This is a genomic window from Aeromonas sp. TECH754, assembly GCF_056279295.1.
In genome coordinates this window covers 3,237,566-3,264,391 of sequence record NZ_JBWBRA010000001.1, presented here as the reverse complement: position 1 = coordinate 3,264,391, position 26,826 = coordinate 3,237,566, and the positions used below count along the sequence as shown (strand labels likewise).

Below are 26,826 nucleotides of genomic sequence, written 5' to 3'. Positions count from 1 at the left end.
GAAGGATATGTGGTTACGTCAAATTGGAATGACGCTCAGCTGGTTCACCATGGTACTGGCTGCGACTATGGTAAAAGCCGATGATACCGAGCTTTTTATCTATGATTTCAATAAGGCTGGGGATTTCAGACCCAAGGTACTGCTGATTTTTGATAATTCAGGCAGTATGGCAGACACTATGGAACAGATTAAAGAAGTCTATAACCCCGCCACCATCTATCCTGTATTAAGTAATGATCCTGATTCAGGAAATAGTAAGAAATACATCTATTTTTCTACTGATGGTAGCATCCCAGCTATCAACAGCACCAAACGATTCTCCGATAAACTGAATTCCTGTGCCACTTCAAAAACACCGTTGTTGAATATTGGTTACTTTCAATCTCAAATATGGAGTTATGAGGTAAATAATGGTACGCCTCCTGGTAGAGGTCGTGGGGCCTGGTATTCTATAAGTGGCTATCAAGAAAGCAATATAAATTTAATTGATTGTAAACAAGATGTCACAGCTGCCAATTCGGCAAACCCGTACACTGGAACATGGGTAGTTGGTGCGGGTTATCCGGTTGATAAAACTAGTAATAACCAAGGGTCATGGTTTTATACCGCAGCGACGAAAGATGCGGTCAATGCAAGCAACACAGCTGTAACTCTTTATTCAGCTAACTATATTCGTTGGTATTATGGCCCAACCGGCTATTCAGTACAGTCTCGACTCCGCATTGCCAAAGATGCGGTAAAAGGCTTGATATCTTCTACACCAGGGGTCGATTTCGGCTTGGCCATATTTAACACAAATAACAGCACTAGTTCGAATGGAGGAAGAATCGTACGTGATATATTGGGCAGCGAGATAACGCTGACGAATGGCAAGACGGGAGAGCAGGACCTGCTGGACAGAGTCGAGGCATTAACGGCCAGCACCAATACGCCGCTCTGCGAGACACTGAGGGAGGCGTATCAGTTCTTCGGCAACAAGGCCGTTGTCTACGGCTTGCAAGGCAGCCCGAGAGATACAACGGCCGAGAGTCCGAGCGGTACCTATCAGGCCCCCTATGACAATTGTTCAAACAATGGGTACGTCATTTATATCACTGATGGCGAACCGACCCAGGATACGTCGTCAGATACATTTGTACAGGGGTTGGTCAATACACTGTCAACCGATGAAAAAGCAGCATATGGTTCTGTGGTGACTTATGGTTCCGATAAGCCCAAGGCTACCAGCTATCTGGCCGCTCTGGCCGGATATATGAAGCATAAGGATGTCAATTCGGTATCGCCCGGCACTCAGACTGTTACGACCTTTACCGTTGGTTTCGGGGATGAGGCGATCAGTGGCGCCGGTAATTTACTGGCTGAAACTGCCCGTCGTGGAGGGGGAGTATATTATCCGGCAACTAATGCATCAGCGCTGACAAATGCCTTGAAATCGTCTCTTCTGGCCATTCTTAGAATTAATACATCCTTAGTGTCACCGGCGATCGCCAGTAATAACTTTGACCGAACACGGAGCCTCAATAATATCTATTACGCCATGTTTGAACCGGATGACGGTCCGAGGTGGCGGGGCAATCTGAAGAAACTGGTATTTTCCCCGGATGGGTATGTTGCCGACAGCCGTGGCCTGCCGGCGATCAAATTTGATGGCACCATACTCGACAGTGCTCAAACCTTCTGGTCATCAACCAAAGATGGCAACAAGGTAGCGGAAGGGGGAGCACAAGACATGCTGGCGGCAAAGAGCAACCGCAACCTGTATGTCATCAATAATGGTCAAAGCCGGCTTGATACATTGACGAAAGCCAATCTGGTCTCCCAGGCCGGTACGGAAGCGGCACTAATGGCTTGGATGAAAGCCGGTGACACGACCGAGCTAGATGAGTTGATAAACTGGACCAAAGGAGTTGATGTCGACGATGAGGATTTTGACACCACCACCTTGATCCGTAGCGATATTATGGGTGATCCCTTGCACTCCCGCCCACTGGTGCTGAATTACGGTCCTCAGTCCGGCAATATGACGGACGCTCCCGATTTACGGATCCTGTTTGGCACCAATGCAGGTTTCCTGCATATGTTCAAGGATATGGGCAGCACCGTAGACGAGAATTGGGCGGCCATTCCCTACGAATTTTTGGCCAATCAGAAAGCCTTGCGTATCAACACCGAGTCAGCAGAACACATTTATGGTGTTGACTCCTCGCCTGTGGCGCTTATCAAGGACGCCAATCGCAATGGCGTCTTGAAGTCTTCCGAGAGCGACTTTGTGTGGGTGTTTACCGGGTTGAGAAGCGGTGGGAAAGCCTATTATGCCTTCGATGTGTCGGCCCCAAACACGCCAACGCTGAAATGGCGACTGAATTCGCAAACGGCAGGTTTTGGTGAGCTGGCATTGACCTGGTCGGTGCCTGAGATTGCCTTCATACCTGGCTATTTCAAAATTGTTAATGGCAAGCAGATCCAGCTTCCAGTCTTAATATTTGCTGGTGGTTACGACACCAATAAAAGCGGGCAAGGATTAGGAAGTGGAGACAGTTCGGGGCGGGGAATCTATATCGTCGACGCTGAGACTGGGGCTCTGGTATTCAGCGCAACGCCAGCGAACACCCCGACAACCGATCATCTGCAGGTCAGTGGCATGTCAGATAGCATGCCGGGCTCGGTCGCGACGATGGACAGTGACGGCGATGACAAGATTGATCGTATCTATGCGGGGGATACGGGCGGCAACATCTGGCGGATGGACCTGCCCTCTGCCACTAAATCCGATTGGAATGTATTCAAGTTTGCCAGCCTGGGATCGGATACGACCCAGGTAGATGACCGTCGCTTCTTTACCCAACCCATAGTGGTTCGAACCATCAACAAGCAAGTGACGGCAACGGTCGCCGGAGGAAATACAACTTATTCCTATCAGGATCGTCCCTTCGATGCCGTGTTGATAGGCAGTGGCGATCGCAATCGACCCTCATCTGAATCAACAGTCCATAACGGTTACTTCATGTTGCGCGATTACGATGTAATGCCCCGCACGTCAACTTCACCCACCAGATCGGCTATCCAAATTTCAGAACTCTACGATGTGACCAATGATCCCTTGTCGGCACAGACGACCAGTGCCGGCATTCTGGCAACCAAGGCGGGCATTACCAGTGCAAAAGGCTGGGTCAACTGGTTGAACGAAGAAGGTGAAAAGTCCCTGGGAGCGGGCGTCGTGCTACAGGGCAAACTCTATTTCACCTCCTTCCTGCCTCAGGTGCAGTCATTCCAGCAGTGCACCATTCAATCCATTGGGGCGGCACGCCAATATATGGTGGATATGCACTATGGCAGCTCCTTCCGCTACGTAGTGGATCTGGACGGTAATGAAACACCAGAACGCTATGTAGAGGTTCAAAACAAGGTGGCAGATGACTTGGTTGTACATGCGGGTGATGATGCAAAAATCCGCATCATAGGTGGAGGTGCAGGGGAGGAAGTCATTCTCAAAGACGATGGTAGTGGTGAACCTGAGCGCTGTACCGGAGGTGGTGAATGTGCTCAGGGAGCGGAGGAGGCCGATATGGACATGTCACCCAAGAAAATCTACCTGTATGAAGGAGAGGGGCAATGAAACCGCTGAAGATGATGTTGGGTCTGAGTCTTTTATTATCAGGCCCTGTGCTGGCGGATGACATGAAGTGCTATGTGGAGCTGGTTAATGAGCAGAAAGTCGTGCTGCATGGCACAGTAACGGATAGCAGCCAGAAGGCAGTACAGGAGAAGTTCAAACAGCGAGGGTACGAGGTCAATGGTGTCGTGCAACCGGTACACAAGTTGCTGGAGTGCCTGCCATCGGGAGAAAAGTTTCAGTCAAAAGAGGGACAGCAACAGGATGCGGCCCAGTTGCGATAGTGAACCAAGCTCATCAAGGGCAGGTATTGGCTTGAGTTGACTGGGTTGTGCGGCCTGATGGGGCAATGACCAAATTGATCTGAGCATTGCCTGGACTGCAGAGACTGAGGGTGGCATTGGTGACCAGGCTGGTGCCATCCGGGCTGAAGGTAGTGGAAATTCTGTTGTTGGCTGCGGTCAATGTTCTGGGGAAGGCGGGGCTTCTTGCCAGAAATTGCTCCCCATTATTGAGCACGTCGTTGCCGTTGATATCGACGAAGACCAATACTTGAGTCGGGCTGGCCATGACGCAGTTATCGCTGGCATTGGCTAAACAGGCAGTGACGGTTTGCTGGTTGTCGACCGCCTGGCTGCGGGCGAAGCGCAAGTACTTCAGGATCGTGCGGGATTCAAATCTCAGGGTGTTTTCATTGAGCAGGCTCGACATGGCGGGAGCCCCGATCCCGAGCAAGATAACGCCCAGGCTGACGGCAATCATCAGTTCCAGCAGGGTGAATCCTTTCACATCCTTGATCATGGTAAATATCTCCCTCGATTAGTTACATCTTATCTCCTGAGTGCCAGAACACCAGCGCAAAGGCCAAGTGTTGCGCTGGCACAGCCAGCGCCTTTTCTTTATCATTCCCCATCATTTTCGAGTTTAAGATGCATCGCCATGGCAAAAGCCCTCTCTCTGATGCTTGCCCAGTTAAATCTGACGGTAGGCGCCATCGAAGATAACTGTGACAAGGTACTGGCCGCGGCTGCCCAGGCCGATCTGCAAGGTGCCGATCTGCTGGTGTGCTCCGAGCTGGCGCTGACCGGTTACCCGCCGGAAGATCTGCTGCTGCGCGCCGACTTGATGATCCGGGTCGAGTCAGCCCTGGCCCGCATCGCGGCCTGGCAGGGTCATTGCGCCATTCTGGTAGGACATCCCTGGCGCGAGGGCGAGGCGCTCTACAATGCGGCCTCCTTCTATGAGCGGGGTCAACTGGTCGCCCGTTACTTCAAGCAGGACTTGCCGAACTACGGGGTATTTGACGAGAAGCGCTACTTCAGTGCGGGTTCTGAAACCTGTGTCGTGGCGTTCAGAGGGCACCAGCTGGGATTGCTCATCTGCGAGGATCTGTGGCAGCCGGGCCCGGCACTGGCGGCCAAAGAGGCCGGTGCCGAGCTGCTGCTCACCATCAATGCCTCCCCCTACGATCGGGAGAAACCCTGGATCCGCCATGAGCTGATGACCGAGCGCTGCGCCCAGACCGGGCTGTCGCTGGTCTACCTCAATCAGATATGCGGTCAGGACGAGTTGATCTTCGATGGCTGCTCCAAGGTCTTCAACAGCCAGGGCGAGCTGACTCATAAGCTGGCCCCCTTCGCTGAAGAGTTGGCGCTGGTGCGCTTCGAAAATACCCAACCGATGAAGGTAAAAGAGCCCGCAGCCTCCCTTGCACCCTTGGCCGAGATCTATCAGGCGCTGGTGCTGGCGGTGCGCGACTACATCACCAAGAACGGATTCCAGGGCGCCGTGCTGGGTCTCTCCGGCGGCATCGATTCAGCTCTGACCCTGGCCATCGCGGCCGATGCCATCGGTGCGGACAAAGTGCAGGCGGTGATGATGCCGTTCCGCTATACCGCCCAGATGAGTGTGGAAGATGCCAAGGAGCAGGCCGAGCGGATGGGCGTCGAGTTCGACATCATCTCCATCGAGCCCATGTTCGAAGGCTTCATGACCCAGCTTGCCCCCTTGTTCGAGGGCACGACACGAGACACCACGGAAGAAAACCTGCAGGCTCGCTGCCGTGGCGTGTTGCTGATGGCGCTCTCCAACAAGCGCCGCCGCATCGTGCTGACCACGGGCAACAAGAGCGAGATGGCCGTGGGCTATGCCACCCTGTATGGTGACATGGCTGGCGGCTTCGACGTGCTCAAGGACGTGCCCAAGACGCTGGTCTTCAAGCTGTGTGAATATCGCAACACCCTGGATTACGTGATCCCGCAGCGGGTCATCGACAGACCCCCCCGTCGGCAGAGCTGGCGCCGGATCAGGTGGATCAGGATAGCCTGCCCCCCTATGACATCCTGGATGCCATCCTCAAACGCTATGTGGAAGAAGATGCCTCGGTCGCCGATCTGGTGGCGGAGGGCTTCGAGGAGGCGGTGGTACGCAAGGTGATCCGGCTGGTGGATCTCAACGAATACAAACGTCGTCAGGCTGCCGTTGGGCCCCGCATCACGGCCCGCAACTTTGGTAAGGATCGCCGTTACCCCATTACGTCCGGGTTTGGCAAACAGAACTGGTAAGGAGTCACCATGAAGAAGATTGAAGCCATCATCAAACCGTTCAAGCTGGACGATGTGCGCGAGGCCCTTGCCGAGATCGGCATCAACGGCATGACCGTCTCCGAGGTCAAGGGGTTCGGCCGCCAGAAGGGGCACACCGAGCTCTATCGCGGCGCCGAGTACATGGTGGATTTCCTGCCCAAGGTGAAGGTGGAGCTGGTGGTACAGGACGAGGATCTCGATGCCTGCCTGGAGGCCATTCAGAATACCGCCCGCACCGGCAAGATTGGTGATGGCAAGATCTTCGTCTGCGAAGTTGAACGCGTTATCCGCATTCGTACTGGTGAAGAGAACGAAGACGCCATTTGATGTGGTGGACAAGTCTATAACGACGAAGAGAACCAAGATGGCATTTTGCTGATGTGGACACGTTTAATGGTGGCGGCAGGCCTGTTGATGGGTCTGACCGCCTGTAGTTCCAAGCCACCGGCCCAGCCGGAAAACCTGTGTCAGATATTCACGGAAAAGCCAGAGTGGCACCAGGCGGCACTCAAGATGAGCGAGCGCTGGGGCACGCCAGTGCACGTGATCATGGCGATGATGTACCAGGAGTCCTCCTTCGTACACGACGCCCAGCCGCCGATGCAGTACTTCCTGTTCATCCCGACCGGACGCGCCAGCTCGGCTTATGGCTATGCCCAGGTGAAGGACGAGACCTGGGATGATTACCAGCGGGAGACCGGCAACGGCTGGAGCGATCGCGACGACTTTGCCGACGCCATCGACTTTATGGGCTGGTACACTAACAAGGCCCAGCGGCTGAACGGCACCTCCAAGTGGGATGCCTATGGCCAGTATCTCAACTATCACGAAGGCTGGGGCGGTTACCGGCGTGGCAGCTACCGTGCCAAGGGGTGGCTGATGCAGGTCTCCCGCAAGGTGGAGGCCCGCGCCCAGCGCTACGGCGCCCAGTATCGACAATGCAAGGAGCGGCTCCCCAGCGGGGGCTGGTTCTCGTAACCAATCAGGAGTCAGAAATGCCGTTATTGGACAGTTTTACCGTCGACCACACCCGTATGGAAGCCCCTGCGGTGCGCGTTGCCAAGACCATGCAGACCCCGAACAAGGACACCATCACGGTGTTCGACCTGCGTTTCTGCGTGCCGAATCAGGAGATCCTCTCCGAGCGCGGCATCCACACGCTGGAGCACCTGTTCGCCGGCTTCATGCGGGATCACCTGAACGGTAACGGGGTCGAGATCATCGACATCTCCCCCATGGGTTGCCGCACCGGCTTCTACATGAGCCTGATCGGAGCACCGGACGAGGCCCGTGTCGGTGCCGCCTGGCGGGCTGCCATGAGCGATGTGCTGACCGTACAGGAGCAGGGCAAGATCCCCGAGCTGAACGAATACCAGTGCGGTACCTACAGCATGCACTCCCTGGAGGAGGCGCATGCCATCGCTCGCCACGTGCTGGAGCGCGGTATCGGCGTCAATCACAACGAGGAGCTGGCTTTGCCGGAAGAGAAGCTCAAAAGCCTCTAAGCGCATCGCCAGAATGAAAAAGGCCGGTCATTGACCGGCCTTTTTGTTGAATGCAGATCAGGACGGCAACGGCATCACCCGGTTGCGCCCCAGTTCCTTGGCCTTGTAGAGCAGCTTGTCGGTGCGCTCGACCAGAGCATCGGCCGCCTCCTGCCCGCTGTATTCACCGACCCCGAACGAGGCGGTGATGTGATCGATGCGGCGGCCTGACTTGCGATCCAGGATCGACATCTTCTCGATGGCCCGGCGCAGGCTCTCCGCCATCTGCCGGGTCAGCGCCAGGGAGCGGCGTGGTGCCAGCAGGGCAAACTCCTCGCCTCCCAGTCGATAGGCAGTGATCCCCTCCTTGCTGGCTTCGCGCAACCGCTTGCCGAAGATGCGCAGCACCTGATCTCCCAGCAGGTGGCCGTATTCGTCGTTGAAGCCCTTGAAGCGGTCGATGTCGGTCATGATCAGCGAGAAGGGCTGCTTGCTGCGGATCAGGCTGTCCATCTCCAAGTCGAAGGCGCGCCGGTTGAGCAGGCCGGTGAGGGCGTCCTCGGTGGCCAGCTTGCGGGTCTCGTTCAGGGCCTCTTTAAGCTCCTTGATCTCCTTCTCGGCACTGCTGAGCTGATTGCGAAAGTGCATGGTGGACATGCGCACGTCCCGCGACTCACGCACCAGCTCGCGCAGTATGGTCATGGTGTCATCCAGACTCAGCCCCTCGTCATCGATGAGGCTGAGGCGGTCGAAGCTCTTGTCGAGCATCGCCTGGAATTGGCCGGTGTCCACTAGTGCATCCTGCATGGAGTGGCCGAGCTCGTTGGCCATGGCGGCCAGATTGAGCTTCATGGTCTCCATCTGCCGCTCATCCTGGCTGGCAAGGTGCCGGTGATAGAGCCGCTCACAGGTAGTGAGAGAGCAGGTCCCCTGCAACTTGACCGCCTGATCGATGGCACCGTTCAGCTCTGGCATATCGCCGGAGACGTAGCTGTACCAGAGGTGGTAATTGTTCGGGGTGGTGGGAATTTGATACTTGATCATCAGGGGAACCGCCTGTTTCAAATAGGCGGCAGATTGGGCGAACGAGTCCTTGCTCATGAGTTCCGAGTCTCACATACCTGCAAACTGGGCCCAGTATGACAGAGAGATTGGCCAAAAGGCAGTCGATGGATGCCAATAGCTCCCCCCTTCGATATAATGTCTTCGTTATTACCTACCCAAAGGCCTGCTTATGTCTCAAAAAGATCCTTTCCTCCAACGCGAGGCCGAAAAATACGATAACCCCATCGCCAGTCGCGAGATGCTGCTGGAGCTCATCAGGGGCCATGAGAAACCCATGTCCCGCGAAGAGCTGGCCAAGGTCCTCAAGCTGACCGATGAAGAGCCGTTGGAAGCCTTGCGCCGTCGCCTGCGCGCCATGGAGCGTGATGGGCAGCTGGTCTTCACTCGCAACCAATGTTACGCCCTGCCGGATCGCCTGAATCTGGTCAAAGGCTATGTGCTCGGCCACAAGGATGGCTTCGGTTTTCTGCGCCCCGAGAGCGGCGGATCGGATCTGTTCCTGAACAACCGCGAGATGCAGCGTCTGATGCACGGCGACTATGCGCTGGTGCAACCGACCGAAGTCGATCGCAAGGGCCGCCAGGAAGCGCGGCTGGTACGTCTGCTCAAGCCCCGTGAGGCGGATATCGTCGGCCGTTACTTCGTCGAGAACGGCGTCGGTTTCGTGGTACCGGATGACAGCCGCATCGGCCAGGACATCATCATCCCGGAAGGGGAGAACAAGGGTGCCCGTCAGAGCCAGGTGGTGGTGGTGCGCATCAACCAGCGCTCCAACGGTCGCACCAGCTCGGTCGGTACCGTGCTGGACGTGCTGGGCGAGAACATGGCGCCGGGCATGGAGATTGAAATTGCCCTGCGTACCCACGGCATTCCCCATACCTGGCCGGACGAGGTGACCAAGGAGGTCGCCGGTCTGGGCGAACAGGTGCCGGAGAAGGCCAAAGAGGGTCGCATCGATCTGCGCGCACTGCCGCTGGTGACCATCGACGGGGAAGATGCTCGCGACTTCGACGATGCGGTGTTCTGTGAGGCCAAGCGCGGCGGTGGCTGGCGCCTCTGGGTCGCCATCGCGGATGTGTCCGCCTATGTGCGCCCGGGCACGGCGCTGGATGCGGAAGCCTATCAGCGCGGCAACTCCGTCTATTTCCCCGAGTTCGTGGTGCCCATGCTGCCGGAGGTGCTCTCCAACGGCCTCTGCTCCCTGAACCCGCAGGTTGACCGGTTGTGCATGGTGTGCGAGATGACCATCTCCGCCACTGGCCGCATGTCCGGTTACAAGTTCTACGAGGCGGTGATGAACTCCCACGCCCGCATGACCTACAACAAGGTCGCGGCGATCCTGGAGGGCGATCCCAAGCTGCGCCAGCAGTACGAGCCGCTGGTGGGCCACATCGAGGAGCTCAACAACCTCTACAAGGCGCTCAAGCACGCCCGTCACCAGCGTGGCGCCGTGGAATTCGAGAGCGAAGAGACCCGCTTCATCTTCAATGCCCAGCGCAAGATCGATCAGATAGTGCCGCTGGTGCGCAACGATGCCCACAAGATCATCGAAGAGTGCATGATCCAGGCTAACGTGGCGGCTGCCCGCTATATCGAGAAGAACGAGGCCTTCGCCCTGTTCCGTACCCACGACAAGCCAAGTGAAGAGCGCCTGATCGGCTTCCGTGACTTCCTGGCCGAGCTGGGCCTGGAGCTCAAGGGCGGGCTCGAACCCGAGCCGAAAGACTTCGCCGAGCTGGCTGCCCAGTTCGAGGGGCGCCCGGATGCCGAGCTGCTCTCCACCATGTTGCTGCGCTCCATGCGCCAGGCCGTCTATCAGGCCGACAACATAGGCCACTTCGGTCTGGCCCTGAAGTCCTACGCTCACTTCACCTCGCCGATCCGCCGTTATCCGGATCTGATCCTGCACCGCGCCATCAAATACCAGACGGCCAAGGAGCAGCAGGGCAATCTGCGCCACAAGTGGACCCCGAGCGGTGGTTATCACTACCAGCTGGAAGAAGTGGATCCCATGGGCGAGCACTGCTCCATGACCGAGCGCCGTGCCGACGACGCCACTCGCGACGTGGCTGACTGGCTCAAGTGCGAGTACATGCTGGATCACGTGGGTGACGAGTTCGACGGCGTCATCGCCAGCGTCACCGGCTTCGGCTTCTTCGTGCGCCTGGCCGAGATCCACATCGACGGTCTGGTCCACGTCAGTACCCTCACCAACGACTACTACCAGTTTGATCCCCTGCACATGCAGCTGATTGGCGAAAACTCCCGCCGTCGCTACCGTCTGGGTGACAAGGTGCGCGTCAAGGTGATGGGTGTGAACCTGGACGATCGCAAGATCGACTTCGTGATGGTGGAAGAGCCGCTTCCCGCCAACGGCAACAACACCAAAGGGACGGCGCGCAAGCCCGCCAAGGGTGCTCCGCGCGGCGAGAGACGCACCGAGAGCAAGGATGGCGGCAAATCCGACAAGGGTGGCCGCGCCAAACCCAGCAACAGACGACCGAGCAAGAAGGCTCGCGATAAGGTCAAGAGCACTAAATGAGTACTGAACTGATCTACGGCATTCACGCCGTCTCCGCGCTGCTGGAGCGCACCCCGGAACGCTTCATCGAGGTGTGGGCCCTCAAGGGCCGCGAGGACGATCGGCTGCAACCCTTACTGGACGAGCTGGAATCCCTCGGCCTCAAGGTGCAGAGCGTGAACCGCAAGACGCTGGATGACAAAGCGGAAGGCAACAATCATCAGGGCATCATGGCCAAGGTGATCGAAGCCCCCAAGCTGGCCGAGCACGATCTGGCCAGCCTGCTTGATGGTCTGGCTGAGCAGCAGACTCTGCCCTTCCTGCTGGTGCTGGACGGGGTGACCGACCCGCACAACCTCGGCGCCTGCTTGCGCAGCGCCGATGCGGCCGGGGTCCATGCGGTCATAGTGCCACGGGACAAGGCCAGCGGCCTGACGTCCGTGGTGCGCAAGGTTGCCTGTGGCGCCGCCGAGGTGGTGCCGCTCATCCAGGTCACCAACCTGGCCCGCAGTCTGCGGGAGTTGCAGGAGCGCGGAGTCTGGATCGTCGGCACCGCCGGCGAGGCGGATCACGATGTCTTCCAGGCCAAGCTGACCGGTCCGCTGGCGCTGGTGATGGGGGCCGAGGGCAAGGGCATGCGCCGCCTGACCCGCGAACACTGCGACGAGCTGGTGAGCATTCCGATGGCCGGGGCTGTTTCCAGCCTCAACGTCTCGGTGGCGACCGGTGTCTGCCTGTTCGAAGCCGTGCGTCAGCGTCGCGGCTGAGTCAGCGACGATGGACAGACCCCAGTTCAACCTGGATAGGGTCATGAACGAGCAGGAGGCCGAGCGCCTCCTCTCTTTTGCCCGCTCGCTGAGCCTCGCCCCCAAGTCTTGCCTCTGGCATGCCGGTGACAGCCCTGATCTGCTGATCAGGGTGGAGCAGGGACTGCTGCGGGCCAAGGTGGTGCTGGCGGACGGGCGCGAGTACATCAAGGAGTTCTATTGGGAGGGCGACGAGTTTATCGACTTCCACCACCTGCTCAGCGGTGAGCCCGCCCGCTACAGCGTGGAGGCGCTGGAGCCCTGTCGCGTGCAGCTGTTCAACCTGGCCGACCTGCGCCGGCTCCCTTGCTGGCCCGGCTGGTACCAGCATCTGCTGGCGGTGCAACTGCGGATCAAGGAAGAGAAAGAGCTGTTGCTGCTGACCGGCAGCCCCCAGGCTCGCTATCAGCACTTCCTGGCCAACTTTTCGGCGCTGGACGCCAGAGTGCCGGATCACCAGATTGCCGCCTATCTCGGCATTACCCCCATCAGCCTGAGCCGCATTCGCAAACGGCTCAAGAGTCTTAACCAAGGTTAATGCCGGTCAGGGCGTGAGCCCCTATGCTGGCGGGCCGACATGACATTAAGGAGTGACCCGTGAACTGGAGTCTCAAGAGCTGGAGTGAACTGACCACGGACGAATTGTATGAGCTGCTCGCCTTGCGCGCCGAGGTGTTCGTGGTGGAGCAGACCTGCCCCTTCCAGGATCTGGATGGACTGGATCGTCGTGACGGTGTCCTGCATCTGCTCGGCCATGATGGCCACCACCTGGCCGCCTATGCCCGCATCATGGCCCCCGGCATCGGTGACGAGCAGGGCAGCGCCATCGGCCGGGTGGTCACCTCGGCCCGGTCGCGCGGCGATGGCCTGGGTCACCGGTTGCTGACCGAAGCCGTAAAAGGCTGTGAGGCGCGCTGGCCGGATCACAGCATCTGGCTCGGCGCCCAGGCCCATCTGCAGGGCTTCTATGGTCGGCACGGCTTCGAACCGGAGGGGGAAGGGTACATAGAAGACGACATTCCCCACATGGGGATGCGTAGACGACAGGGCTGAGCTTGGGTGTTGTCGCGAGATGATGGGGCGACCATGAGATGACTCCCAGATTATTGCGATACAAACGGGTATGATCGTGCGCCCATATTGACTGGAACCCCGCTGTGACCCCCACCATCTTCGCGGCCATCCTGTTGGCCGCCTTGTTACATGCCTTGTGGAACGCGCTGGCCAAGCGCCAGGCCGCGGGCCAGGTCAGCGTGCTGCTGGTTGCCCTCTGCTCCGGCCTGTTCTCTCTCCCCTTCCTGCCGCTGGTGGGATGGCCAGATCCCGCCGAATATACCTGGTTGGCGCTCTCCATCCTGCTGCACAGCGGCTACTGCCTGTTTCTCGGTCGAGCCTATCGGTTGGGGGAGTTTGGCCAGGTTTATCCCCTGGCCCGTGGCAGTGCCCCGCTGCTGACCCTGTTGCTCGGGGCACTGCTGCTGGGGGAGTGGCCCGGATGGCTGGCGGTCGCGGGGGCCCTGGTGCTGGTGAGCGGCGTCTTGCTGATGGCCTGGCGCGGTGGCATCAGGCTGGCGCCTGCCGCCCTTATCGCCGTGTCGATCACGGCGCTCTTTACCGCTGCCTACACCCTGTCCGACGGCATGGGGGCTCGCTCGGCTGGCGCGCCGGTACGCTACACCCTGTGGCTGTTCGTTCTGACCGCGTTGCTGATGCCGCTGTTGATGCGCTGGCAGAGCCGCACCAGTCTGCGCAGCCTGAGCCGGGCTGACTGGTCTACGGGGGCGCTTGGCGGCCTGCTGTCGCTGCTTGCCTACGGTATCGTCATCTGGGCCATGACCCAGGCGCCCATCGGACTGGTGGCGGCACTGCGCGAGAGCAGCGTGCTGTTTGCCATGCTGCTCTCCTGGCTCTGGCTGGGGGAGCGGTTGGGGCGGGTCAGGCTGATGGCAGCGCTGATGATCCTGTGCGGCATCCTGCTGATCCGCCTCGGCTGATGGGACCCGGCTCAGGTTCTCCCAGCCGAGGCTGACTCAGGGACTGACCCTCGAGATAAGGACGAAGCCCTCCTCGGCGGGGGCCAGTTGCACCGAGACCTGACCCAGCTCGGCCAGGCTGCCGACATGGGTGCCACCGCAGGGGATGGTCACCTCTTTTCCCTCCAGCACGCAGTGCCAGTAACGCGAATCTATGATGGCCTCGCCTGAGCGCGAGCGGCGGATCTCTCCCCCCTCCGCCAGCCAGTTGGCCAGCTGTTCATTGATGCCTTGTTCGATGGCGGGCAGAGCCGCGAGCAGCTCGGTTGCCATCATCCCCTTCTTGCGCAGGCTCTTGCCGATGCGGTATTGCTCCCGGGAGCCGTTGGGTTCGACCCGCGAGGTCTGGATGGCGAGGCGGTCGAAATCGGGCTGGCCGAGGGCGTCGCGTTCGCTCACCTCCTTGCGCCAGTAGGGCATGAGCACCCGGTTGAGCGCCAATGCCACCAGATGGCAGCCGCTGTGGCCCAGGCTCAGGGCATGGCGAGCTTCGGCATCGACCCTCAGCTCGACCGCACTGCCGATCGCCAGTTCATGTCTGCCCGCCAGCGGGTGCACCACCACGAAGGCCCAGCCCTCGGTGCCCCGCTTGACCGGGATCTCTTGATCGACAAACAGCTCTCCCTGCGGGCTGATGGCCCCCATGCGGCAGGGGAGCACGCTTGCCTCACCACCCTCCCAGCCAACGGTACCTGTGTCGCCCGGTTGATCGGGCCAGAGGTGGCTCTGGGGATGGAAGGGGGTGAGATCGGTGACCAGCAGGGTCGGCTCACCGGCCTGACAATGAACGACCCTGGCCTGCTCGTGATGATGGCCCAGCACGAAGCTGGCTCGGCTATGTTCCATGGATGGCTCCCGCGCGTTGCGAATAAAGATAGAGCCGCAGCATACGCCAAAGTGCAGACGGGCTCATTAACCCGCGTTAATGAGCCCGTCTGGATGATGGCTATTGTGGGTCAGATCATGGAGACCAGCAGATAGGCGTTGAGGCCTATCACCAGGGCGACGATCAGGCGTCCCAGCGCCTGGGTCACGGGGTGGTTGCGATGCTGGCCCATCAGGGTGCGATCGCCGGTCAGGATCAGCAGGGGGATCAGCGCCAGCGCGATGCCAAAACTCAGGATCACCTGGCTCAGCACCAGGATCTCGGTGGTGTTGAGCCCCATGGCGATCACCACGAAGGCGGGCGCCATGGTGATGGCGCGGCGCAGCCAGAGTGGAATGGTGAAGCGCACGAAGCCTTGCATCACCACCTGACCGGCGAGCGTCCCCACCACGGTGGAGGAGATGCCGGATGCCACCAGGGAGAGGCCAAACAGGGTGGCGGCCGCTGGCCCGAGCAGGGGGGTGAGCGTCTGGTAGGCAGATTCCAGCTCGGCCACCTGCTGATTGCCGGAGCCGTGGAAGGCGGCGGCGGCCATGGCCATCATGGCCAGGTTGACGAAGCCGGCGATGGTCATGGCGATGGCCACATCCACCTTGGTGGTGTGCAGACGCTGGATGACGGTGCCCTGATCCTGGGTGTGCTGGGTCAGCGCCGAGTGCAGATAGATGACGTGGGGCATGACGGTCGCCCCCAGCACGCCGGCGGCGAGATAGACCGCATCGCTGTTGGGCAGGCCGGGGAAGAGGGCACCCTCCAGCAGACTCGGCAGATGAGGGCGGGAGAACACCAGCTCGACGATGTAGGCCGCGGCGACGAACAGCAGCAGACCGCCCACCACGAACTCCAGCGGCTTCTGGCCGCGAGATTGCAGCATGAGAATACCCCAGGTGACCAGGGCGGTGATGCAGGCACCCTCCAGCAGTGTGACCCCCAGCAACAGCTTGAACCCCACGGCAGCGCCGATGAACTCGGCGAGATCGGTGGCCATGGCGATGATCTCCGCCTGTATCCAATAGGCCCAGACGGCGGGTTTGGGCAACTTGTCCCGAATGTGCTCTGCCAGGTTCTTGCCGGTGACGATGCCGAGCTTGGCGGAGAGGGTCTGCACCAGCATGGCCATCAGATTGGCCCACACCACCACCCACAGCAACTGATAGCCGAAGGTGGACCCGGCCTGGATATTGGTGGCGAAATTGCCCGGATCGATATAGCCGATGGCGGCGATGAAGGCGGGCCCCAGCAGGGTCAGCTTGAATTTGCGGGCCGGGATGGCCGTGCTCAGTGCGGGTTGCATACTGCATCCTCCATAAGGATATGAAGACAGCATAGATCTAAATGATAATTGTTATCAATTGAAGTTTTGTATCGCCGCCATAGATAAAAACAACTGTCCGTGCCAGTTGCAGTGAGAGAGGCGATTTCGTACAATACGCCGCCCTAGAAAGCAGTGTCTAAACACCACTATGTTCCTTGCCTCCGAGGTCTGGCTGCACCTGGGCGGAGGCTGAATTAATCCGTAAGGAGCTAATTAATGCGTCATTACGAAATCGTCTTCATGGTTCACCCGGACCAGAGCGAGCAAGTACCTGGCATGATCGAGCGTTACACCGGCGCTATCACCACCGCTGGTGGTACTATTCATCGCTTGGAAGATTGGGGCCGTCGTCAACTGGCTTACCCGATCGACAAGCTGCACAAAGCTCACTACGTTCTGATGAACGTGGAAGCCGAGCAGGCCGTTATCGACGAACTGGAAACCAACTTCCGCTTCAACGATGCCGTTATCCGCAACATGATCATGCGCACCAAGCACGCCGTGACTGAAGTTTCTCCGATGGCCAAGGCCAAGGAAGAGCGCTTCCCACGTCGTGACGACGAGCGCCGCGAAGATGCTGTTGAAGCTTCTTCCGAAGAGTAATTCTGGATCACTGAATAGAGGATAAAGGCCATGGCACGTTATTTCCGTCGTCGTAAGTTCTGCCGCTTCACCGCCGAGAACGTTACCGAGATCGACTACAAAGATATCGTTACTCTGAAAAACTACGTCACTGAATCTGGCAAGATCGTACCGAGCCGTATCACCGGTACCCGCGCCAAGTATCAGCGTCAGCTGGCACGCGCCATCAAGCGTGCTCGTTACCTGGCTCTGCTGCCGTACACCGATCTGCACAACAAGTAAGAATCGGTCCGGCACTTAGGCCTAACTCAACTTTCTTAGAGGAAAGGTAATGCAAGTTATTCTGCTCGACAAAATCGCCAAACTGGGCGGTCTGGGTGACCAAGTCGCTGTTAAAGCTGGCTACGCCCGTAACTATCTGATCCCGCAAGGCAAAGCCGTTATGGCTACCAAGGCCAACATCGAGACCTTCGATGCTCGCCGTGCTGAACTGGAAGCCAAACTGGCTGCCGGTAAAGCCGCCGCTGAAGAGCGCGCTGCCAAGCTGGGTGAACTGGCTGCCGTTGTCATCGCCTCCAAATCTGGCGACGAAGGCAAGCTGTTCGGTTCCATCGGTACCCGTGACGTGGCTGATGCCATCACTGCTGCCGGCGTCGCCGTTGCCAAGAGCGAGGTCCGCATGGGCAACGTTCTGCGTAACACCGGCGAGTACGACGTTGTTGTTCAGCTGCACGCTGACGTCAAGGCAACCGTACAGATCCAGGTTGTTGCTCTGTAATAGCGTTTCGCTTTGCAGAAAAAACCCGCGCAACTGCGCGGGTTTTTTTCTTTTTGAATCAAGAGGGGATCAAAGGGTAAAGTGAGGATCCGTTCTCAAGAAGGAGATCCTTATGGCAGCCTGGGTTGAAGGCCGTGTCATCGAGCGCATCGAATGGACACCCACCCTGTTTTCTCTGCGCGTGGCGGCGGAGCTTGCCCCCTACAAGGCGGGGCAATTTACCAAGCTGGCCCTGCAACGGGGTGAGCAACGGGTGCAACGGGCCTACTCCTTCGTCAATCCTCCCAATAGCCCCTATCACGAATTCTATCTGGTCGAGATCCCGGATGGTCAGCTGACGCCGTCGCTGGCGGCCTTGCAGGCGGGCGACAGTCTGCTGGTCCAGTCCTTGGCCACGGGCTTCCTGACCCTCGACGAGATCCCGGCCGGCCGGGATCTCTGGCTGCTCTCCACCGGCACCGCCATCGGCCCCTTCCTCGCCATGCTGGCGGACGGCGAGGCGTTCGAGCGGTTTGAGAAGCTGGTGCTGGTGCACGGGGTGCGCAAGGGGGAAGAGCTTACCTATCAGGCGCTCATCACCGGCCTGGTCGAGCAGTTCGGATCCCGCTTCCAGTATGTTCCCTTCGTCAGTCGCGAGCCGTGGCCGGGCGCCATGGCGGGCCGGATCCCGGCGGCCATCGCCGAGGGGCGCCTGCAGGCGCGGGTCGGGATGACGTTCTCGCCCGAGCACAGCCAGGTGATGATCTGCGGCAATCCGGCCATGGTGAAGGAGACGCAACAGACTTTGCTGGAGATTGGATTGGCCAAGAACCTGCGGCGGGCTCCCGGCAATATCAGTGCGGAGAATTACTGGTAGGCGAGGCAGTTTAAATGGGTTGTTAATTTAGCCTTTACCATTCACTTGTTTTGTCATTTCTGTGCTAATTGGCTCTTTATGCTGCCTCAACGGAGCATCTCGCGGCTCCCGAGGCGGTATGTCCTGCTGGGATGGGACGGCATCGCGGCGGGCAGGGGGAGCTTCAAATGCCGCGCCGCTATCGAGCAGCCGGGAGAGCAGGTGGGAGTTGGTGTTGCGCATGCTGGCCTCTTAACCGCAGGAGGGTACGCAGTCTATCGTCGCCAAGCTTAATGGAAACGGAACAATCCTTGAGCAATTACCCGCCAGATCCGGCCATGAGGTGCGGCCATCAATGGCGAGCAGGGAACGGTTCACCCTGGCGTCCCTCGCGCTTGCGACAGCCAGGGTGCCCGACACCTTACTTGTTCTTGCCTTTGCCGTTGCCCTTCTCCTTGTGTTTGACGTCGTCATCCCAGTCCTGCTTGTCGTGGCCCTTGCCCGGGTTGTTGCCGCTGTGGATGCTGCGGTTGTCGTGATCGCGGTACTTGTTATCTATTTTGTCGCAGTCGAGTCTGATGCGGCTACTGCGATTGTCGATCTCCTGGCAGTTGTCCTTCCACCAGTCGTACTCCTTGTCGTCCCAATCCCGGTCGATCTGGCCCCGGTCGATGGAAATGTTGATGTCGTCGTTGGTATTGACGCGGGGGGCTGCAAATGCGACGCCATGGGCGAGGAGCAGGGAGAGCAGGAGGGGGGTCTTGTGCATGATGGCCTCGATAATAGAGCGATATGCATCAGTGTATGCCGCCTCAGCTTAACCTCGGCGGAACTGGGGATGGATGGCCTCGACGCCTCCTGTGGTTATTCCTTCGGGCGGCTATTTGCCCAATTCGGTCGCGTTCTACCCATCCAGATGAGGATATGAAGGAATTCAACCGAATAGCCTTCTCTCCACGAGTCCGATGACTATAATCGGCAGCCAAATTTCCTCTGCACCACATCGTCTCCTCATCATGACTACACAGGACACCACAGCACTGCGCTACCCCAAGGGGTGGTTCGCACTGACCACGGTTTACAGTTTCACCGGGCTGGCCATCCTGGCCTCCATCGTCTTCTCATTGTTGCTGTTTCTCTCCATCGACGACAACCCGCTGATGAAGTGGCTGTTTGGCGGGCTCGCCATCATCTTCGAATTGGGCAAATTCTACGTCTGGTATGAATACGGTGAGTGCAAGGCGCGCCGCGACCTCGGCGGTGCCTTCTGGTCGCTGCTGTTTTACTGCGTGCTGGCCGCCATCTCCATCGGTGGCAGCATCGGCGGCATCAACAGCGCCACCAATACCATCCTGAGTCAGCAGGCCCGCCACGAGCGGGAACTAGCCCGCTTCGACGAGCAGATCGCCAGCATAGAACGCCAGATCCAGCTCAACGAGGAGGCGGCCCGCAAATACATCGAGATGGCGCGCATCTCCAGCGGCGTCACTGGTCTGCAACAGGCCAACACCCAGCTGCGGCTGAAGCAGGATGAGCTGCGCCAGGAGCGGGACGCCAAGCCGCTCAACGAGCAATCCTCCATGCTGGGGCTGATGAGCAGTCTGGCGGACGGGGTGGGCATGAGCATCAGCCAGGTGCAGTTCCTGCTGGTCTGCTTCCTCTCGATCCTGCTCGATGCGTTCGGTGCCTACTTCGTCAGCCTGATCGGCGCGGAGAACCGCTTCCGCCGACTGTGGCAACGCCAGCAGCAGGCAGAAGCCGAGGCGGCGTCGGTAGCGACAGAACCCCAGATGGTGAGCAAGCCGGCACCGGCTCCCGCGCTGGTGGCGCGGGTTCGCGCCGTGCTGGAGAGCGGTGAACTCAAGTGCAGCAAGCGCCAGGTGGCACAGGCGCTGGCCATGCCGCTGGAGGAGGTGGACAGGGTGTTCCAGCATCTGCTGGCAGAAGGGGTGCTGGGGCAGGGCAGCAACCGCCACTACCATCTCAACACGCAAACAGGCTGAGGTCAGGGGCTGTGGACGGTATGACCGCCGCCGCCGTTATCACCATCTCAACCTGCAGGCCGGTTGAACCAGCCGGTTGCACAGGAGGCCACCCCAGGGTGGCCTCGTCGTTGCCGGGGATGGGACGACGGCGAGTGGCTCGGCACTGTCATCGGGCTGAGAAAGGCGGCTAGTGGGTCAGCACCATCATCAGGCTGAGGAAGGCGGCCAGTCCGCCACCCAGGCCGATGATCCAGTAAAACCCCCTGGCCCCCTGTTTGAGCGGGATGCGGAAGTAGAGCAGAAACGCCCACCATCCCAGGGCCAGCAACAGAGGAATAAGAAACATTCGAGCCATGGTGTCCTCGCTGTTATTCTGTGGATCCTTGATCAATCAACAGGATGGATTGTGCAATGACGCAGCTACAGATTACCGCATTCGGCGCCCCCTCGGTACTTAAGCTCAACCCTTCCCAGGACAAGGTGCCTGCCGAGGGGGAGGTGCGGGTGCGCATCTGTTTTGCCGGCGTCAATCCCATCGATGCCAAGACCCGGGCCGGCCTCGGCTGGGCGGCAGCCCAGAACAAGGACAAGCTGCCCTGGACCCCGGGTTATGACGTGGCGGGGGTGGTCGAGAAGACGGGCCCGGGCGTCACAAGCCTGCAGGAAGGGGATCCCGTCTGTGGCATGGTGGGCTTCCCGCTGGCGGGGGGCGGCTATGCCGAGAGCATAGTGGTGAGCGAGCACGATCTGGTCAAACTCGATGGGGTGAGCCTCAAGCAGGGGGCGGCGCTGCCGCTGGCGGGGCTCACCGCCTGGCAGGGGCTGTTCGAGCACGGCGGCCTCAAGGGGGGGCAGCGAGTGCTGATCCTGGCCGCGGCCGGTGGCGTGGGTCACCTGGCAGTGCAGTTCGCCAGCGCCTATGGCGCCGAGGTGGTGGTCACCGCCAGCAAGGAGAACCACGGTTTCCTGCACGGGATCGGGGCCACCACCATGGTGGACTACCACGATGCCGACTGGGTTGCCCAGGTCGGCCAGGTGGATCTGGTGCTGGATCTGATGGGGGGCGAGAGCGGCAAGGCGGCGCTCGCCTGCGTCAAGCCGGGCGGTACGCTGGTGACGGTGCCGACCATCACGGCGCAGAGCATCAAGGACGCCGGCGCCGCGTCGGGGATCGCCGTGAGCGGCATGCTGGTCCACCCGGATGGCAAGCAATTGGCCCAGATGCTGATGCTGCTGCGCCAGGGCGAGGTCCACATCACCCTGTCCGGTGAGTACGAGCTGGCGGAGGGGGCCCTGGCCCATCAGGCCATCGAGAGCGGCCATACCCGCGGCAAGCTGGTGCTGCGGATGCCGGCCGCCGAGCGCCATCTCGCATGATGGAGACACTGACGACCGGGCTGGGCTGGTTGTTTCTGAGTGCCTTCACCTCGGCGACCCTGCTGCCAGGCAGTTCGGAAGTGCTGCTCGGCGTCATGGCAAAGCAGGATCAGTGGAGCATGGCCAGCCTGCTGCTGTGGGCGACCCTCGGCAATACTCTGGGGTCCATGACCACCTGGTGGCTCGGCTGGCTTGCCACGTACAAGAAAAAGCCGGAAGATTTCCATGGCCGTGGGGAACAAAAGGCACTCGGTTGGCTCAAATTGCATGGTCACTGGTGCCTGCTGCTCGCCTGGACACCGGTGATAGGTGATGGTCTCTGTCTGCTGGCCGGCTGGCTGCGCCTCTCGTTCTGGCGCTCTCTCATTCTGATCGGGCTTGGCAAATTGCTTCGTTATGCCCTGGTGTTTCTGCTGGCCAGGCAGATCTTCTAGCTGTTTCTCTTCACTCACGAGGTAACCGTGAACAAATTCATTCCATTAAGCATTCTCCTTGGGATTGCCCTGCCGGTGCTGGCGGCTCCGACTCTGGTGTCGGAGCAGATCAAGCAGGAGGGCAAGCTCGGCATCCCCTACCAGATGTACAAACTCGATAACGGCCTGACCGTGATCCTGGCGCCTGACAAGTCCGATCCCGTGGTGCACCTCGACGTGACCTATCACGTGGGCTCGTCCCGCGAGACGGTCGGCAAGTCCGGCTTCGCCCACTTCTTCGAGCACATGATGTTCCAAGGGTCGAAGCATGTGGGTGATCAGGAGCATATGCGGATCATCAACGAGGCCGGTGGTGAGATGAACGGCACCACCAACAAGGATCGCACCAACTATTACGAGACGGTGCCGGCCAACCAGCTGGAGAAGGTACTCTGGCTGGAGGCGGATCGCATGGGCTTCCTGCTCGATGCGGTAAGCCAGAAGAAGTTCGAGATCCAGCGCGCCACCGTCAAGAACGAGCGGGCCCAGCGCATCGACAACCAGCCCTACGGCCTGCTTGGTGAGAAGGTGGGGGAGGCGCTCTATCCGCGCACCCATCCCTACTCCTGGCAGCCCATTGGCTATGTGGAGGATCTCGACCGGGTCGGGGTGGATGACCTCAAGCAGTTCTTCCTGCGCTGGTACGGGCCGAACAACGCGACCCTGACCCTGGGCGGCGACTTCGACACCAAGCAGGCGCTGGCCTGGATTGAGCAATACTTCGGCTCCATTCCCCGTGGCCCCGACGTCGCCGAGCCGACGCCGGCCCCGGCGGTCTTGCCAGAGACGCGTTATGTCACCCTGGAAGACAAGGTGCATCTGCCGCTGCTCTATATCAGCTACCCGACGGTGTCCCTTGGTGATCCTCAAGAGCCGGCCCTCGATGTCTTCGCCGACGTGCTCGGTGGCTCCGCCAGCTCCATGCTCTACCAGTCGCTGGTCAAAACCGGCAAGGCCATCGAGATCGGTGCCTCCCACTCCTGTGAGGAGCTGGCCTGCACCCTGACGGTCTACGCCTATCCAAATCCGGCTCAAGATGGCAGCCTCAAGACCCTCAAGGGGGAGGTGGACAAGGTGATCGCCGACTTTGCGAGCCGGGGCATCAAGCCTGCGGATCTGGAAAAGGCCATCAGCAGCTACCGCGCCGCCGCCATCTGGGGGCTGGACAGCATCGAGGGCAAGGTGAGCCAGCTCGCCATGGGTCAGGTGCTGGCTCAGGATCCCAACTATGTGTTCAAGAACCTGGATGCCATCAGCGAGGTCAAGGCGTCGGACGTCAAGGCTGCCTACGACAAGTTCATCGCGGGCAAGCCCGCGGTGGTGCTGAGCGTGGTGCCCAAGGGCAAGACGGATTGGCAGGCGGCCACGCCGAACTTCACCCCGGCCAAACGGGAGCTCCCGGATTACAGCCAGCATGGGGAACCGTTGGCCCTGCGGCCGGTGAAAGATGACTTCGATCGGAGCGTGCAGCCCAAGGCGGGCGCGGCGGTCAGCGTCAAGGTACCGGCCATCTGGCACGGCAAGCTGGACAAGGGGATCGAGATCATCGGCACCCAGAGTGACGAGATCCCGGCGGTCTCCATCATGATCGCCCTGCCGGGCGGTATCCGGGCCGAGGGCAAGGGTGAGCTGGGGCTGGCGAGCCTCACTGCCGCCATGCTGGAACAGGGCACGGTGCGCATGAGCGAGGCCGAACTCAGCGACGAGTTGCAAAAACTCGGTGCCAGCATCAGCGTCTCCAGCGCCCAGTACAACAACCTCATTACCATCAGCAGCCTGACCGACAAGCTGCCGCAGACGATGGCGCTGGTGCGCGAAGTCTTGATGCGCCCCGGCATGCGGGAGGCCGACTTCGAGCGCCTCAAGGCGCAGATGCTGCAGGGCATGAAGCAGAGCGAGCAGCAGCCGGAGTGGCTGGCGGGTCAGGCGTTCCGTGAGTTGGTCTACGGCAAGCAGAGCCGGCTCGGCCAACCGACCAACGGGGTGTTGACCGACGTGGAGACGCTGACCCTGGCGGATGTGAAGCGCTTCTATCAGGCCTATTACAACCCGACCAACGCCAAGGTGGTGGTGACCGGTGATGTGACCCAGCAACAGGTCGAGTCCGAGCTCGGTTTCCTGACCGAGTGGAAGGGGGCCACCCCCACCCTGGGGGATCTCAAGCCCAAGGGGGAGCAGGCCAAGCCCGGCATCTATCTGGTGGACAAACCGGGGGCGCCCCAGTCGGTGATCCGCATCGGCCGCCGCGCCATGGCGTTCGACACCACGGGTGACTACTTCGTCGCCAACCTGATGAACTTCAACCTCGGCGGCAACTTCAACAGCCGGATCAACCTCAACCTGCGGGAAGACAAGGGCTACACCTATGGTGCCAGCTCCGGCTTCCAGGCCAACCGCGAGGCTGGGATCTTCGCCACCGGTGCCAACGTGCGCACCGATGCGACCGTGGACGCCATCCGCCAGTTCCTCAAGGAGATGGACGGCTATCGGGCGAGCGGGCCGACCCCGGTGGAGCTGGCCTACATGCGCAGCGCCGTCTCCCAGCAGGACGCACTCTCCTACGAGACGCTGGCACAGAAGGCAGGTTTCCTGTTGCAGATGATCATGTATGACCTGAAGCCGGACTATGTGCAGGCCCAGGGCGAGCTGATAAAAACGGTTCCATCTGAGGTGTTAAAGGCCAGTGCGGCCCGCTGGCTCGATCCAGCCGAGATGGTGATTGTGGTGGTAGGCGACAAGCAAAAGCTTGAAAAACCGCTGGCGGAGCTTCATCTTCCCATTTATCCACTGCAGTTGCCCTGAGTGACACTGCAAAAAATAAGCGCCGCCCTCCTGGGGCGGCCCATCATGAGCCGTGAATATGACTACTACTAGCTTGTCGCTCACCGAGTTGCTGACCGCCCTGGGGACCCCGGAACGGGTGACCGCTCTCAAGGGGATCCGGCGCGGGATCGAACGTGAATGTCTGCGCATCACCCCCGAAGGCACCCTCTCCCAGACCGATCATCCCAGGAGTCTGGGGTCGGCGCTGACCCATGCCAACATCACCACCGACTACTCGGAGAGCCTGCTGGAATTCATCACCCCGGCCACCGACTCCATCGAGAGCCTGATCGAGCAGCTTGGCGACATCCATCGCCACACCATTCATCACCTCGGTGACGAGCGTATCTGGCCGCTCTCCATGCCCTGCTTCATCGGCGACGAGGAGAGCATCCGGCTGGCCCAGTACGGCAGCTCCAACATTGGCCGGATGAAGACGCTGTACCGGCAGGGGCTGAAGAACCGCTACGGCAGCCTGATGCAGGTCATCGCCGGGGTGCACTTCAACTTCTCCATGCCGGACAGCTTCTGGTGCGAGTGGCAGGATCTGGTGGGCGAGGGTTGCTGCAGCCAGCGTTTCATCTCCGACAAGTACATGGGGCTTATTCGCAACGTCTACCGCTTCGGCTGGCTGGTGCCCTATCTGTTCGGCGCTTCGCCGGCCATCTGCGACTCCTTCCTGAAGGGGCGCAAGAGCGCGCTGCCGTTCCAGAAGACCGGCAAGGGCACCCTCTATCTGCCCTATGCCACCGCGCTGCGCCTGTCCGATCTCGGCTACACCAGCAGCTCCCAGAGCAAGCTCAACATCAGCCATGACAACCTGCCGGACTATGTGGCCAGCCTGCGCCGTGCCATCAGCACCCACGATCCCGAGTTTGCCAAGATCGGGGTCAAGGTGAACGGCGAATATCGCCAGCTCAACGACAACGTGCTGCAGCTGGAGAACGAGCTGTATGCGCCGATCCGTCCCAAGCGCACCCCGCGCAGCGGCGAGAAACCGTCAGATGCGCTGGAGCAGCGCGGCATCGAGTACATCGAGCTGCGTACCGTGGACGTGAACCCCTTCACCCCGTTCGGCATCGATGTGGATCAGATCCGCTTCTTCGATCTGTTCCTGGTCTGGTGCCTGCTGCGCCCGTCCCCGGTGCTGACCGAGGAAGAGATTGCCCGCAACCGTCGCAACCAGAACAAGGTGGTGCTGGAAGGTCGTCGTCCCGGTCTCGAGCTGGAAGACGAGCAGGGTGCCGCCATCGGTCTCAAGGAGTTCGGTCTCAAGCTGTTCGACGAACTGGCGCAGGTCGCCGGACTGCTGGATCGTTGTTGTGGCCGCAATCGCTACCGCGAGACGCTGGCCATGCACCGCGAGAAGCTGCACAACCCCGAGCTGACCTACTCCGCCCGCCTGCTCAAGCAGTTGCTGGAGAGCGGCCAGGACAACGGCTGCTTCGGTGACGAGCTGGCGAGCCGTTACCGCGAGGAGATGCTGGCCGGTGAGTTGCAATACTGGGATGAGGCCTACTTCGCCGGCGAGGCGCGGGATTCGCTCATCAAGCAGCGGGAGCGGGAACGCGGTGACAGCCTGTCGTTCGATGACTTCCTTGCGGACTATTTCGGTACCCGGCAGACCACCAGTTGATGACCTGCCTTGGATGGTAAAAGCCGCTC

At 60.0% G+C, this 26,826-nt stretch carries 25 protein-coding genes and 1 pseudogene; 20 read left to right on the top strand and 6 right to left on the bottom strand.

Annotated features, from left to right (window positions below; all coding sequences use genetic code 11):
- Positions 1-7: 7 nt before the first annotated feature.
- Both ACZ9IL_RS14675 and ACZ9IL_RS14670 read left to right on the top strand, forming a co-directional pair.
- On the top strand, positions 8-3,616 hold the full coding sequence (locus tag ACZ9IL_RS14675) for a pilus assembly protein (RefSeq protein ID WP_476004150.1): 3,609 nt from the start codon (positions 8-10) through the stop codon (positions 3,614-3,616).
- On the top strand, positions 3,613-3,897 hold the full coding sequence (locus ACZ9IL_RS14670) for a TapY2 family type IVa secretion system protein (protein ID WP_476004149.1): 285 nt from the start codon (positions 3,613-3,615) through the stop codon (positions 3,895-3,897). The genes ACZ9IL_RS14675 and ACZ9IL_RS14670 overlap by 4 nt, the downstream gene beginning before the upstream one ends.
- A 13-nt stretch (positions 3,898-3,910) precedes the next feature.
- Here ACZ9IL_RS14670 and ACZ9IL_RS14665 read toward each other — a convergent pair whose 3' ends face one another.
- Positions 3,911-4,414 (bottom strand): GspH/FimT family pseudopilin, encoded by a 504-nt coding sequence (locus ACZ9IL_RS14665; protein ID WP_476004148.1) that lies wholly within the window; start codon positions 4,412-4,414, stop codon positions 3,911-3,913.
- Between the two features lie 138 nt (positions 4,415-4,552).
- Between ACZ9IL_RS14665 and ACZ9IL_RS14660 the strand changes: the two are divergent.
- The 4 genes and pseudogenes from ACZ9IL_RS14660 (at position 4,553) to luxS (ending at position 7,703) form a co-directional block, all read left to right on the top strand.
- Positions 4,553-6,177: pseudogene (locus ACZ9IL_RS14660) on the top strand (NAD+ synthase).
- A gap of 9 nt (positions 6,178-6,186) precedes the next feature.
- Complete coding sequence (glnB, locus tag ACZ9IL_RS14655; RefSeq protein WP_005308848.1) at positions 6,187-6,525, top strand: nitrogen regulatory protein P-II; 339 nt, start codon at positions 6,187-6,189, stop codon at positions 6,523-6,525.
- Between the two features lie 51 nt (positions 6,526-6,576).
- On the top strand, positions 6,577-7,176 hold the full coding sequence (locus ACZ9IL_RS14650) for a transglycosylase SLT domain-containing protein (RefSeq protein ID WP_476004147.1): 600 nt from the start codon (positions 6,577-6,579) through the stop codon (positions 7,174-7,176).
- A gap of 17 nt (positions 7,177-7,193) precedes the next feature.
- Positions 7,194-7,703 carry an S-ribosylhomocysteine lyase gene (gene luxS / locus ACZ9IL_RS14645; RefSeq protein ID WP_476004146.1) on the top strand — a complete coding sequence of 170 codons (510 nt, stop codon included), beginning with the start codon at positions 7,194-7,196 and terminating at the stop codon, positions 7,701-7,703.
- Positions 7,704-7,760: 57 nt separating this feature from the next.
- Here the strand turns inward: luxS and ACZ9IL_RS14640 are convergent, their stop codons facing one another.
- Entirely contained in the window at positions 7,761-8,783 is a 1,023-nt protein-coding gene (locus tag ACZ9IL_RS14640; protein ID WP_476004145.1) for a GGDEF domain-containing protein, read from the bottom strand.
- A gap of 133 nt (positions 8,784-8,916) precedes the next feature.
- Here ACZ9IL_RS14640 and rnr point away from each other — a divergent pair, with 133 nt between their 5' ends.
- The 5 genes from rnr to ACZ9IL_RS14615 all read left to right on the top strand — a co-directional run bounded on the left by rnr (position 8,917) and on the right by ACZ9IL_RS14615 (position 14,068).
- A complete protein-coding gene (gene rnr / locus ACZ9IL_RS14635) occupies positions 8,917-11,289 on the top strand; it encodes a ribonuclease R (protein WP_476004144.1) in 2,373 nt (790 codons plus the stop codon).
- A complete protein-coding gene (gene rlmB, locus ACZ9IL_RS14630) occupies positions 11,286-12,035 on the top strand; it encodes a 23S rRNA (guanosine(2251)-2'-O)-methyltransferase RlmB (protein WP_476004143.1) in 750 nt (249 codons plus the stop codon). Before rnr ends, rlmB begins: the two co-directional genes overlap by 4 nt.
- A gap of 10 nt (positions 12,036-12,045) precedes the next feature.
- The gene (locus ACZ9IL_RS14625) at positions 12,046-12,612 is read left to right on the top strand and encodes a Crp/Fnr family transcriptional regulator (RefSeq protein ID WP_476004142.1); all 567 of its coding nucleotides are present in this window, start codon (positions 12,046-12,048) and stop codon (positions 12,610-12,612) included.
- A 59-nt stretch (positions 12,613-12,671) separates the two neighbouring features.
- Positions 12,672-13,127, top strand: a complete 456-nt coding sequence (locus tag ACZ9IL_RS14620) for a GNAT family N-acetyltransferase (protein WP_476004141.1) — start codon at positions 12,672-12,674, stop codon at positions 13,125-13,127.
- 104 nt (positions 13,128-13,231) lie between these two features.
- Complete coding sequence (locus ACZ9IL_RS14615; RefSeq protein WP_476004140.1) at positions 13,232-14,068, top strand: EamA family transporter; 837 nt, start codon at positions 13,232-13,234, stop codon at positions 14,066-14,068.
- A gap of 36 nt (positions 14,069-14,104) precedes the next feature.
- On the opposite strand, the gene ACZ9IL_RS14610 is transcribed toward ACZ9IL_RS14615, so the two are convergent.
- Together ACZ9IL_RS14610 and ACZ9IL_RS14605 are read right to left on the bottom strand one after the other, a co-directional pair.
- Positions 14,105-14,953: an alanyl-tRNA editing protein gene (locus tag ACZ9IL_RS14610; protein WP_476004139.1), complete on the bottom strand. Its 849-nt coding sequence runs from the start codon at positions 14,951-14,953 to the stop codon at positions 14,105-14,107.
- 110 nt (positions 14,954-15,063) lie between these two features.
- Positions 15,064-16,287 (bottom strand): Nramp family divalent metal transporter, encoded by a 1,224-nt coding sequence (locus ACZ9IL_RS14605; protein WP_476004138.1) that lies wholly within the window; start codon positions 16,285-16,287, stop codon positions 15,064-15,066.
- A 237-nt stretch (positions 16,288-16,524) separates the two neighbouring features.
- On the opposite strand from ACZ9IL_RS14605, the gene rpsF reads away from it, so the two are divergent.
- From rpsF to ACZ9IL_RS14585, 4 genes are all read left to right on the top strand, one after another.
- Positions 16,525-16,911: a 30S ribosomal protein S6 gene (gene rpsF / locus ACZ9IL_RS14600; RefSeq protein ID WP_033131862.1), complete on the top strand. Its 387-nt coding sequence runs from the start codon at positions 16,525-16,527 to the stop codon at positions 16,909-16,911.
- A 30-nt stretch (positions 16,912-16,941) separates the two neighbouring features.
- Positions 16,942-17,172 carry a 30S ribosomal protein S18 gene (gene rpsR / locus ACZ9IL_RS14595; protein WP_005313392.1) on the top strand — a complete coding sequence of 77 codons (231 nt, stop codon included), beginning with the start codon at positions 16,942-16,944 and terminating at the stop codon, positions 17,170-17,172.
- A 49-nt stretch (positions 17,173-17,221) separates the two neighbouring features.
- A complete protein-coding gene (gene rplI / locus ACZ9IL_RS14590) occupies positions 17,222-17,668 on the top strand; it encodes a 50S ribosomal protein L9 (RefSeq protein ID WP_033131861.1) in 447 nt (148 codons plus the stop codon).
- Positions 17,669-17,780: 112 nt separating this feature from the next.
- Positions 17,781-18,524: a ferredoxin--NADP reductase gene (locus ACZ9IL_RS14585; RefSeq protein WP_476004137.1), complete on the top strand. Its 744-nt coding sequence runs from the start codon at positions 17,781-17,783 to the stop codon at positions 18,522-18,524.
- Between the two features lie 400 nt (positions 18,525-18,924).
- On the opposite strand, the gene ACZ9IL_RS14580 is transcribed toward ACZ9IL_RS14585, so the two are convergent.
- Complete coding sequence (locus ACZ9IL_RS14580; RefSeq protein ID WP_476004136.1) at positions 18,925-19,272, bottom strand: hypothetical protein; 348 nt, start codon at positions 19,270-19,272, stop codon at positions 18,925-18,927.
- A 247-nt stretch (positions 19,273-19,519) separates the two neighbouring features.
- Between ACZ9IL_RS14580 and ACZ9IL_RS14575 the strand changes: the two genes are divergently transcribed.
- Complete coding sequence (locus ACZ9IL_RS14575; RefSeq protein WP_476004135.1) at positions 19,520-20,506, top strand: Preprotein translocase subunit SecY; 987 nt, start codon at positions 19,520-19,522, stop codon at positions 20,504-20,506.
- A 169-nt stretch (positions 20,507-20,675) separates the two neighbouring features.
- Here ACZ9IL_RS14575 and ACZ9IL_RS14570 read toward each other — a convergent pair whose 3' ends face one another.
- Entirely contained in the window at positions 20,676-20,843 is a 168-nt protein-coding gene (locus ACZ9IL_RS14570; RefSeq protein ID WP_349922608.1) for a hypothetical protein, read from the bottom strand.
- Between the two features lie 56 nt (positions 20,844-20,899).
- Here ACZ9IL_RS14570 and ACZ9IL_RS14565 point away from each other — a divergent pair, with 56 nt between their 5' ends.
- From ACZ9IL_RS14565 to gshA, 4 genes are read left to right on the top strand one after another with little or no spacing between them, the layout of a single operon-like run.
- A complete protein-coding gene (locus ACZ9IL_RS14565) occupies positions 20,900-21,865 on the top strand; it encodes an NADP-dependent oxidoreductase (protein WP_476004134.1) in 966 nt (321 codons plus the stop codon).
- Positions 21,862-22,299 carry a YqaA family protein gene (locus tag ACZ9IL_RS14560; RefSeq protein ID WP_476004133.1) on the top strand — a complete coding sequence of 146 codons (438 nt, stop codon included), beginning with the start codon at positions 21,862-21,864 and terminating at the stop codon, positions 22,297-22,299. Before ACZ9IL_RS14565 ends, ACZ9IL_RS14560 begins: the two co-directional genes overlap by 4 nt.
- A gap of 27 nt (positions 22,300-22,326) precedes the next feature.
- Complete coding sequence (locus ACZ9IL_RS14555) at positions 22,327-25,140, top strand: M16 family metallopeptidase (protein WP_476004132.1); 2,814 nt, start codon at positions 22,327-22,329, stop codon at positions 25,138-25,140.
- A 58-nt stretch (positions 25,141-25,198) separates the two neighbouring features.
- On the top strand, positions 25,199-26,797 hold the full coding sequence (gene gshA / locus ACZ9IL_RS14550) for a glutamate--cysteine ligase (RefSeq protein ID WP_476004131.1): 1,599 nt from the start codon (positions 25,199-25,201) through the stop codon (positions 26,795-26,797).
- Positions 26,798-26,826: the final 29 nt, after the last annotated feature.

What these genes read in the sequence shown, in the direction of transcription:
- ACZ9IL_RS14675 (WP_476004150.1), top strand. Translation starts at nt 8, where the DNA reads ATGTGGTTACGTCAAATTGGAATGACGCTCAGCTGGTTCACCATGGTA.
- ACZ9IL_RS14670 (WP_476004149.1), top strand. Translation starts at nt 3,613, where the DNA reads ATGAAACCGCTGAAGATGATGTTGGGTCTGAGTCTTTTATTATCAGGC.
- ACZ9IL_RS14665 (WP_476004148.1), bottom strand. Translation starts at nt 4,414, where the DNA reads ATGATCAAGGATGTGAAAGGATTCACCCTGCTGGAACTGATGATTGCC.
- glnB (WP_005308848.1), top strand. Translation starts at nt 6,187, where the DNA reads ATGAAGAAGATTGAAGCCATCATCAAACCGTTCAAGCTGGACGATGTG.
- ACZ9IL_RS14650 (WP_476004147.1), top strand. Translation starts at nt 6,577, where the DNA reads ATGTGGACACGTTTAATGGTGGCGGCAGGCCTGTTGATGGGTCTGACC.
- luxS (WP_476004146.1), top strand. Translation starts at nt 7,194, where the DNA reads ATGCCGTTATTGGACAGTTTTACCGTCGACCACACCCGTATGGAAGCC.
- ACZ9IL_RS14640 (WP_476004145.1), bottom strand. Translation starts at nt 8,783, where the DNA reads ATGAGCAAGGACTCGTTCGCCCAATCTGCCGCCTATTTGAAACAGGCG.
- rnr (WP_476004144.1), top strand. Translation starts at nt 8,917, where the DNA reads ATGTCTCAAAAAGATCCTTTCCTCCAACGCGAGGCCGAAAAATACGAT.
- rlmB (WP_476004143.1), top strand. Translation starts at nt 11,286, where the DNA reads ATGAGTACTGAACTGATCTACGGCATTCACGCCGTCTCCGCGCTGCTG.
- ACZ9IL_RS14625 (WP_476004142.1), top strand. Translation starts at nt 12,046, where the DNA reads ATGGACAGACCCCAGTTCAACCTGGATAGGGTCATGAACGAGCAGGAG.
- ACZ9IL_RS14610 (WP_476004139.1), bottom strand. Translation starts at nt 14,953, where the DNA reads ATGGAACATAGCCGAGCCAGCTTCGTGCTGGGCCATCATCACGAGCAG.
- ACZ9IL_RS14605 (WP_476004138.1), bottom strand. Translation starts at nt 16,287, where the DNA reads ATGCAACCCGCACTGAGCACGGCCATCCCGGCCCGCAAATTCAAGCTG.
- rpsF (WP_033131862.1), top strand. Translation starts at nt 16,525, where the DNA reads ATGCGTCATTACGAAATCGTCTTCATGGTTCACCCGGACCAGAGCGAG.
- rpsR (WP_005313392.1), top strand. Translation starts at nt 16,942, where the DNA reads ATGGCACGTTATTTCCGTCGTCGTAAGTTCTGCCGCTTCACCGCCGAG.
- rplI (WP_033131861.1), top strand. Translation starts at nt 17,222, where the DNA reads ATGCAAGTTATTCTGCTCGACAAAATCGCCAAACTGGGCGGTCTGGGT.
- ACZ9IL_RS14585 (WP_476004137.1), top strand. Translation starts at nt 17,781, where the DNA reads ATGGCAGCCTGGGTTGAAGGCCGTGTCATCGAGCGCATCGAATGGACA.
- ACZ9IL_RS14580 (WP_476004136.1), bottom strand. Translation starts at nt 19,272, where the DNA reads ATGCACAAGACCCCCCTCCTGCTCTCCCTGCTCCTCGCCCATGGCGTC.
- ACZ9IL_RS14575 (WP_476004135.1), top strand. Translation starts at nt 19,520, where the DNA reads ATGACTACACAGGACACCACAGCACTGCGCTACCCCAAGGGGTGGTTC.
- ACZ9IL_RS14570 (WP_349922608.1), bottom strand. Translation starts at nt 20,843, where the DNA reads ATGGCTCGAATGTTTCTTATTCCTCTGTTGCTGGCCCTGGGATGGTGG.
- ACZ9IL_RS14565 (WP_476004134.1), top strand. Translation starts at nt 20,900, where the DNA reads ATGACGCAGCTACAGATTACCGCATTCGGCGCCCCCTCGGTACTTAAG.
- ACZ9IL_RS14560 (WP_476004133.1), top strand. Translation starts at nt 21,862, where the DNA reads ATGATGGAGACACTGACGACCGGGCTGGGCTGGTTGTTTCTGAGTGCC.
- gshA (WP_476004131.1), top strand. Translation starts at nt 25,199, where the DNA reads ATGACTACTACTAGCTTGTCGCTCACCGAGTTGCTGACCGCCCTGGGG.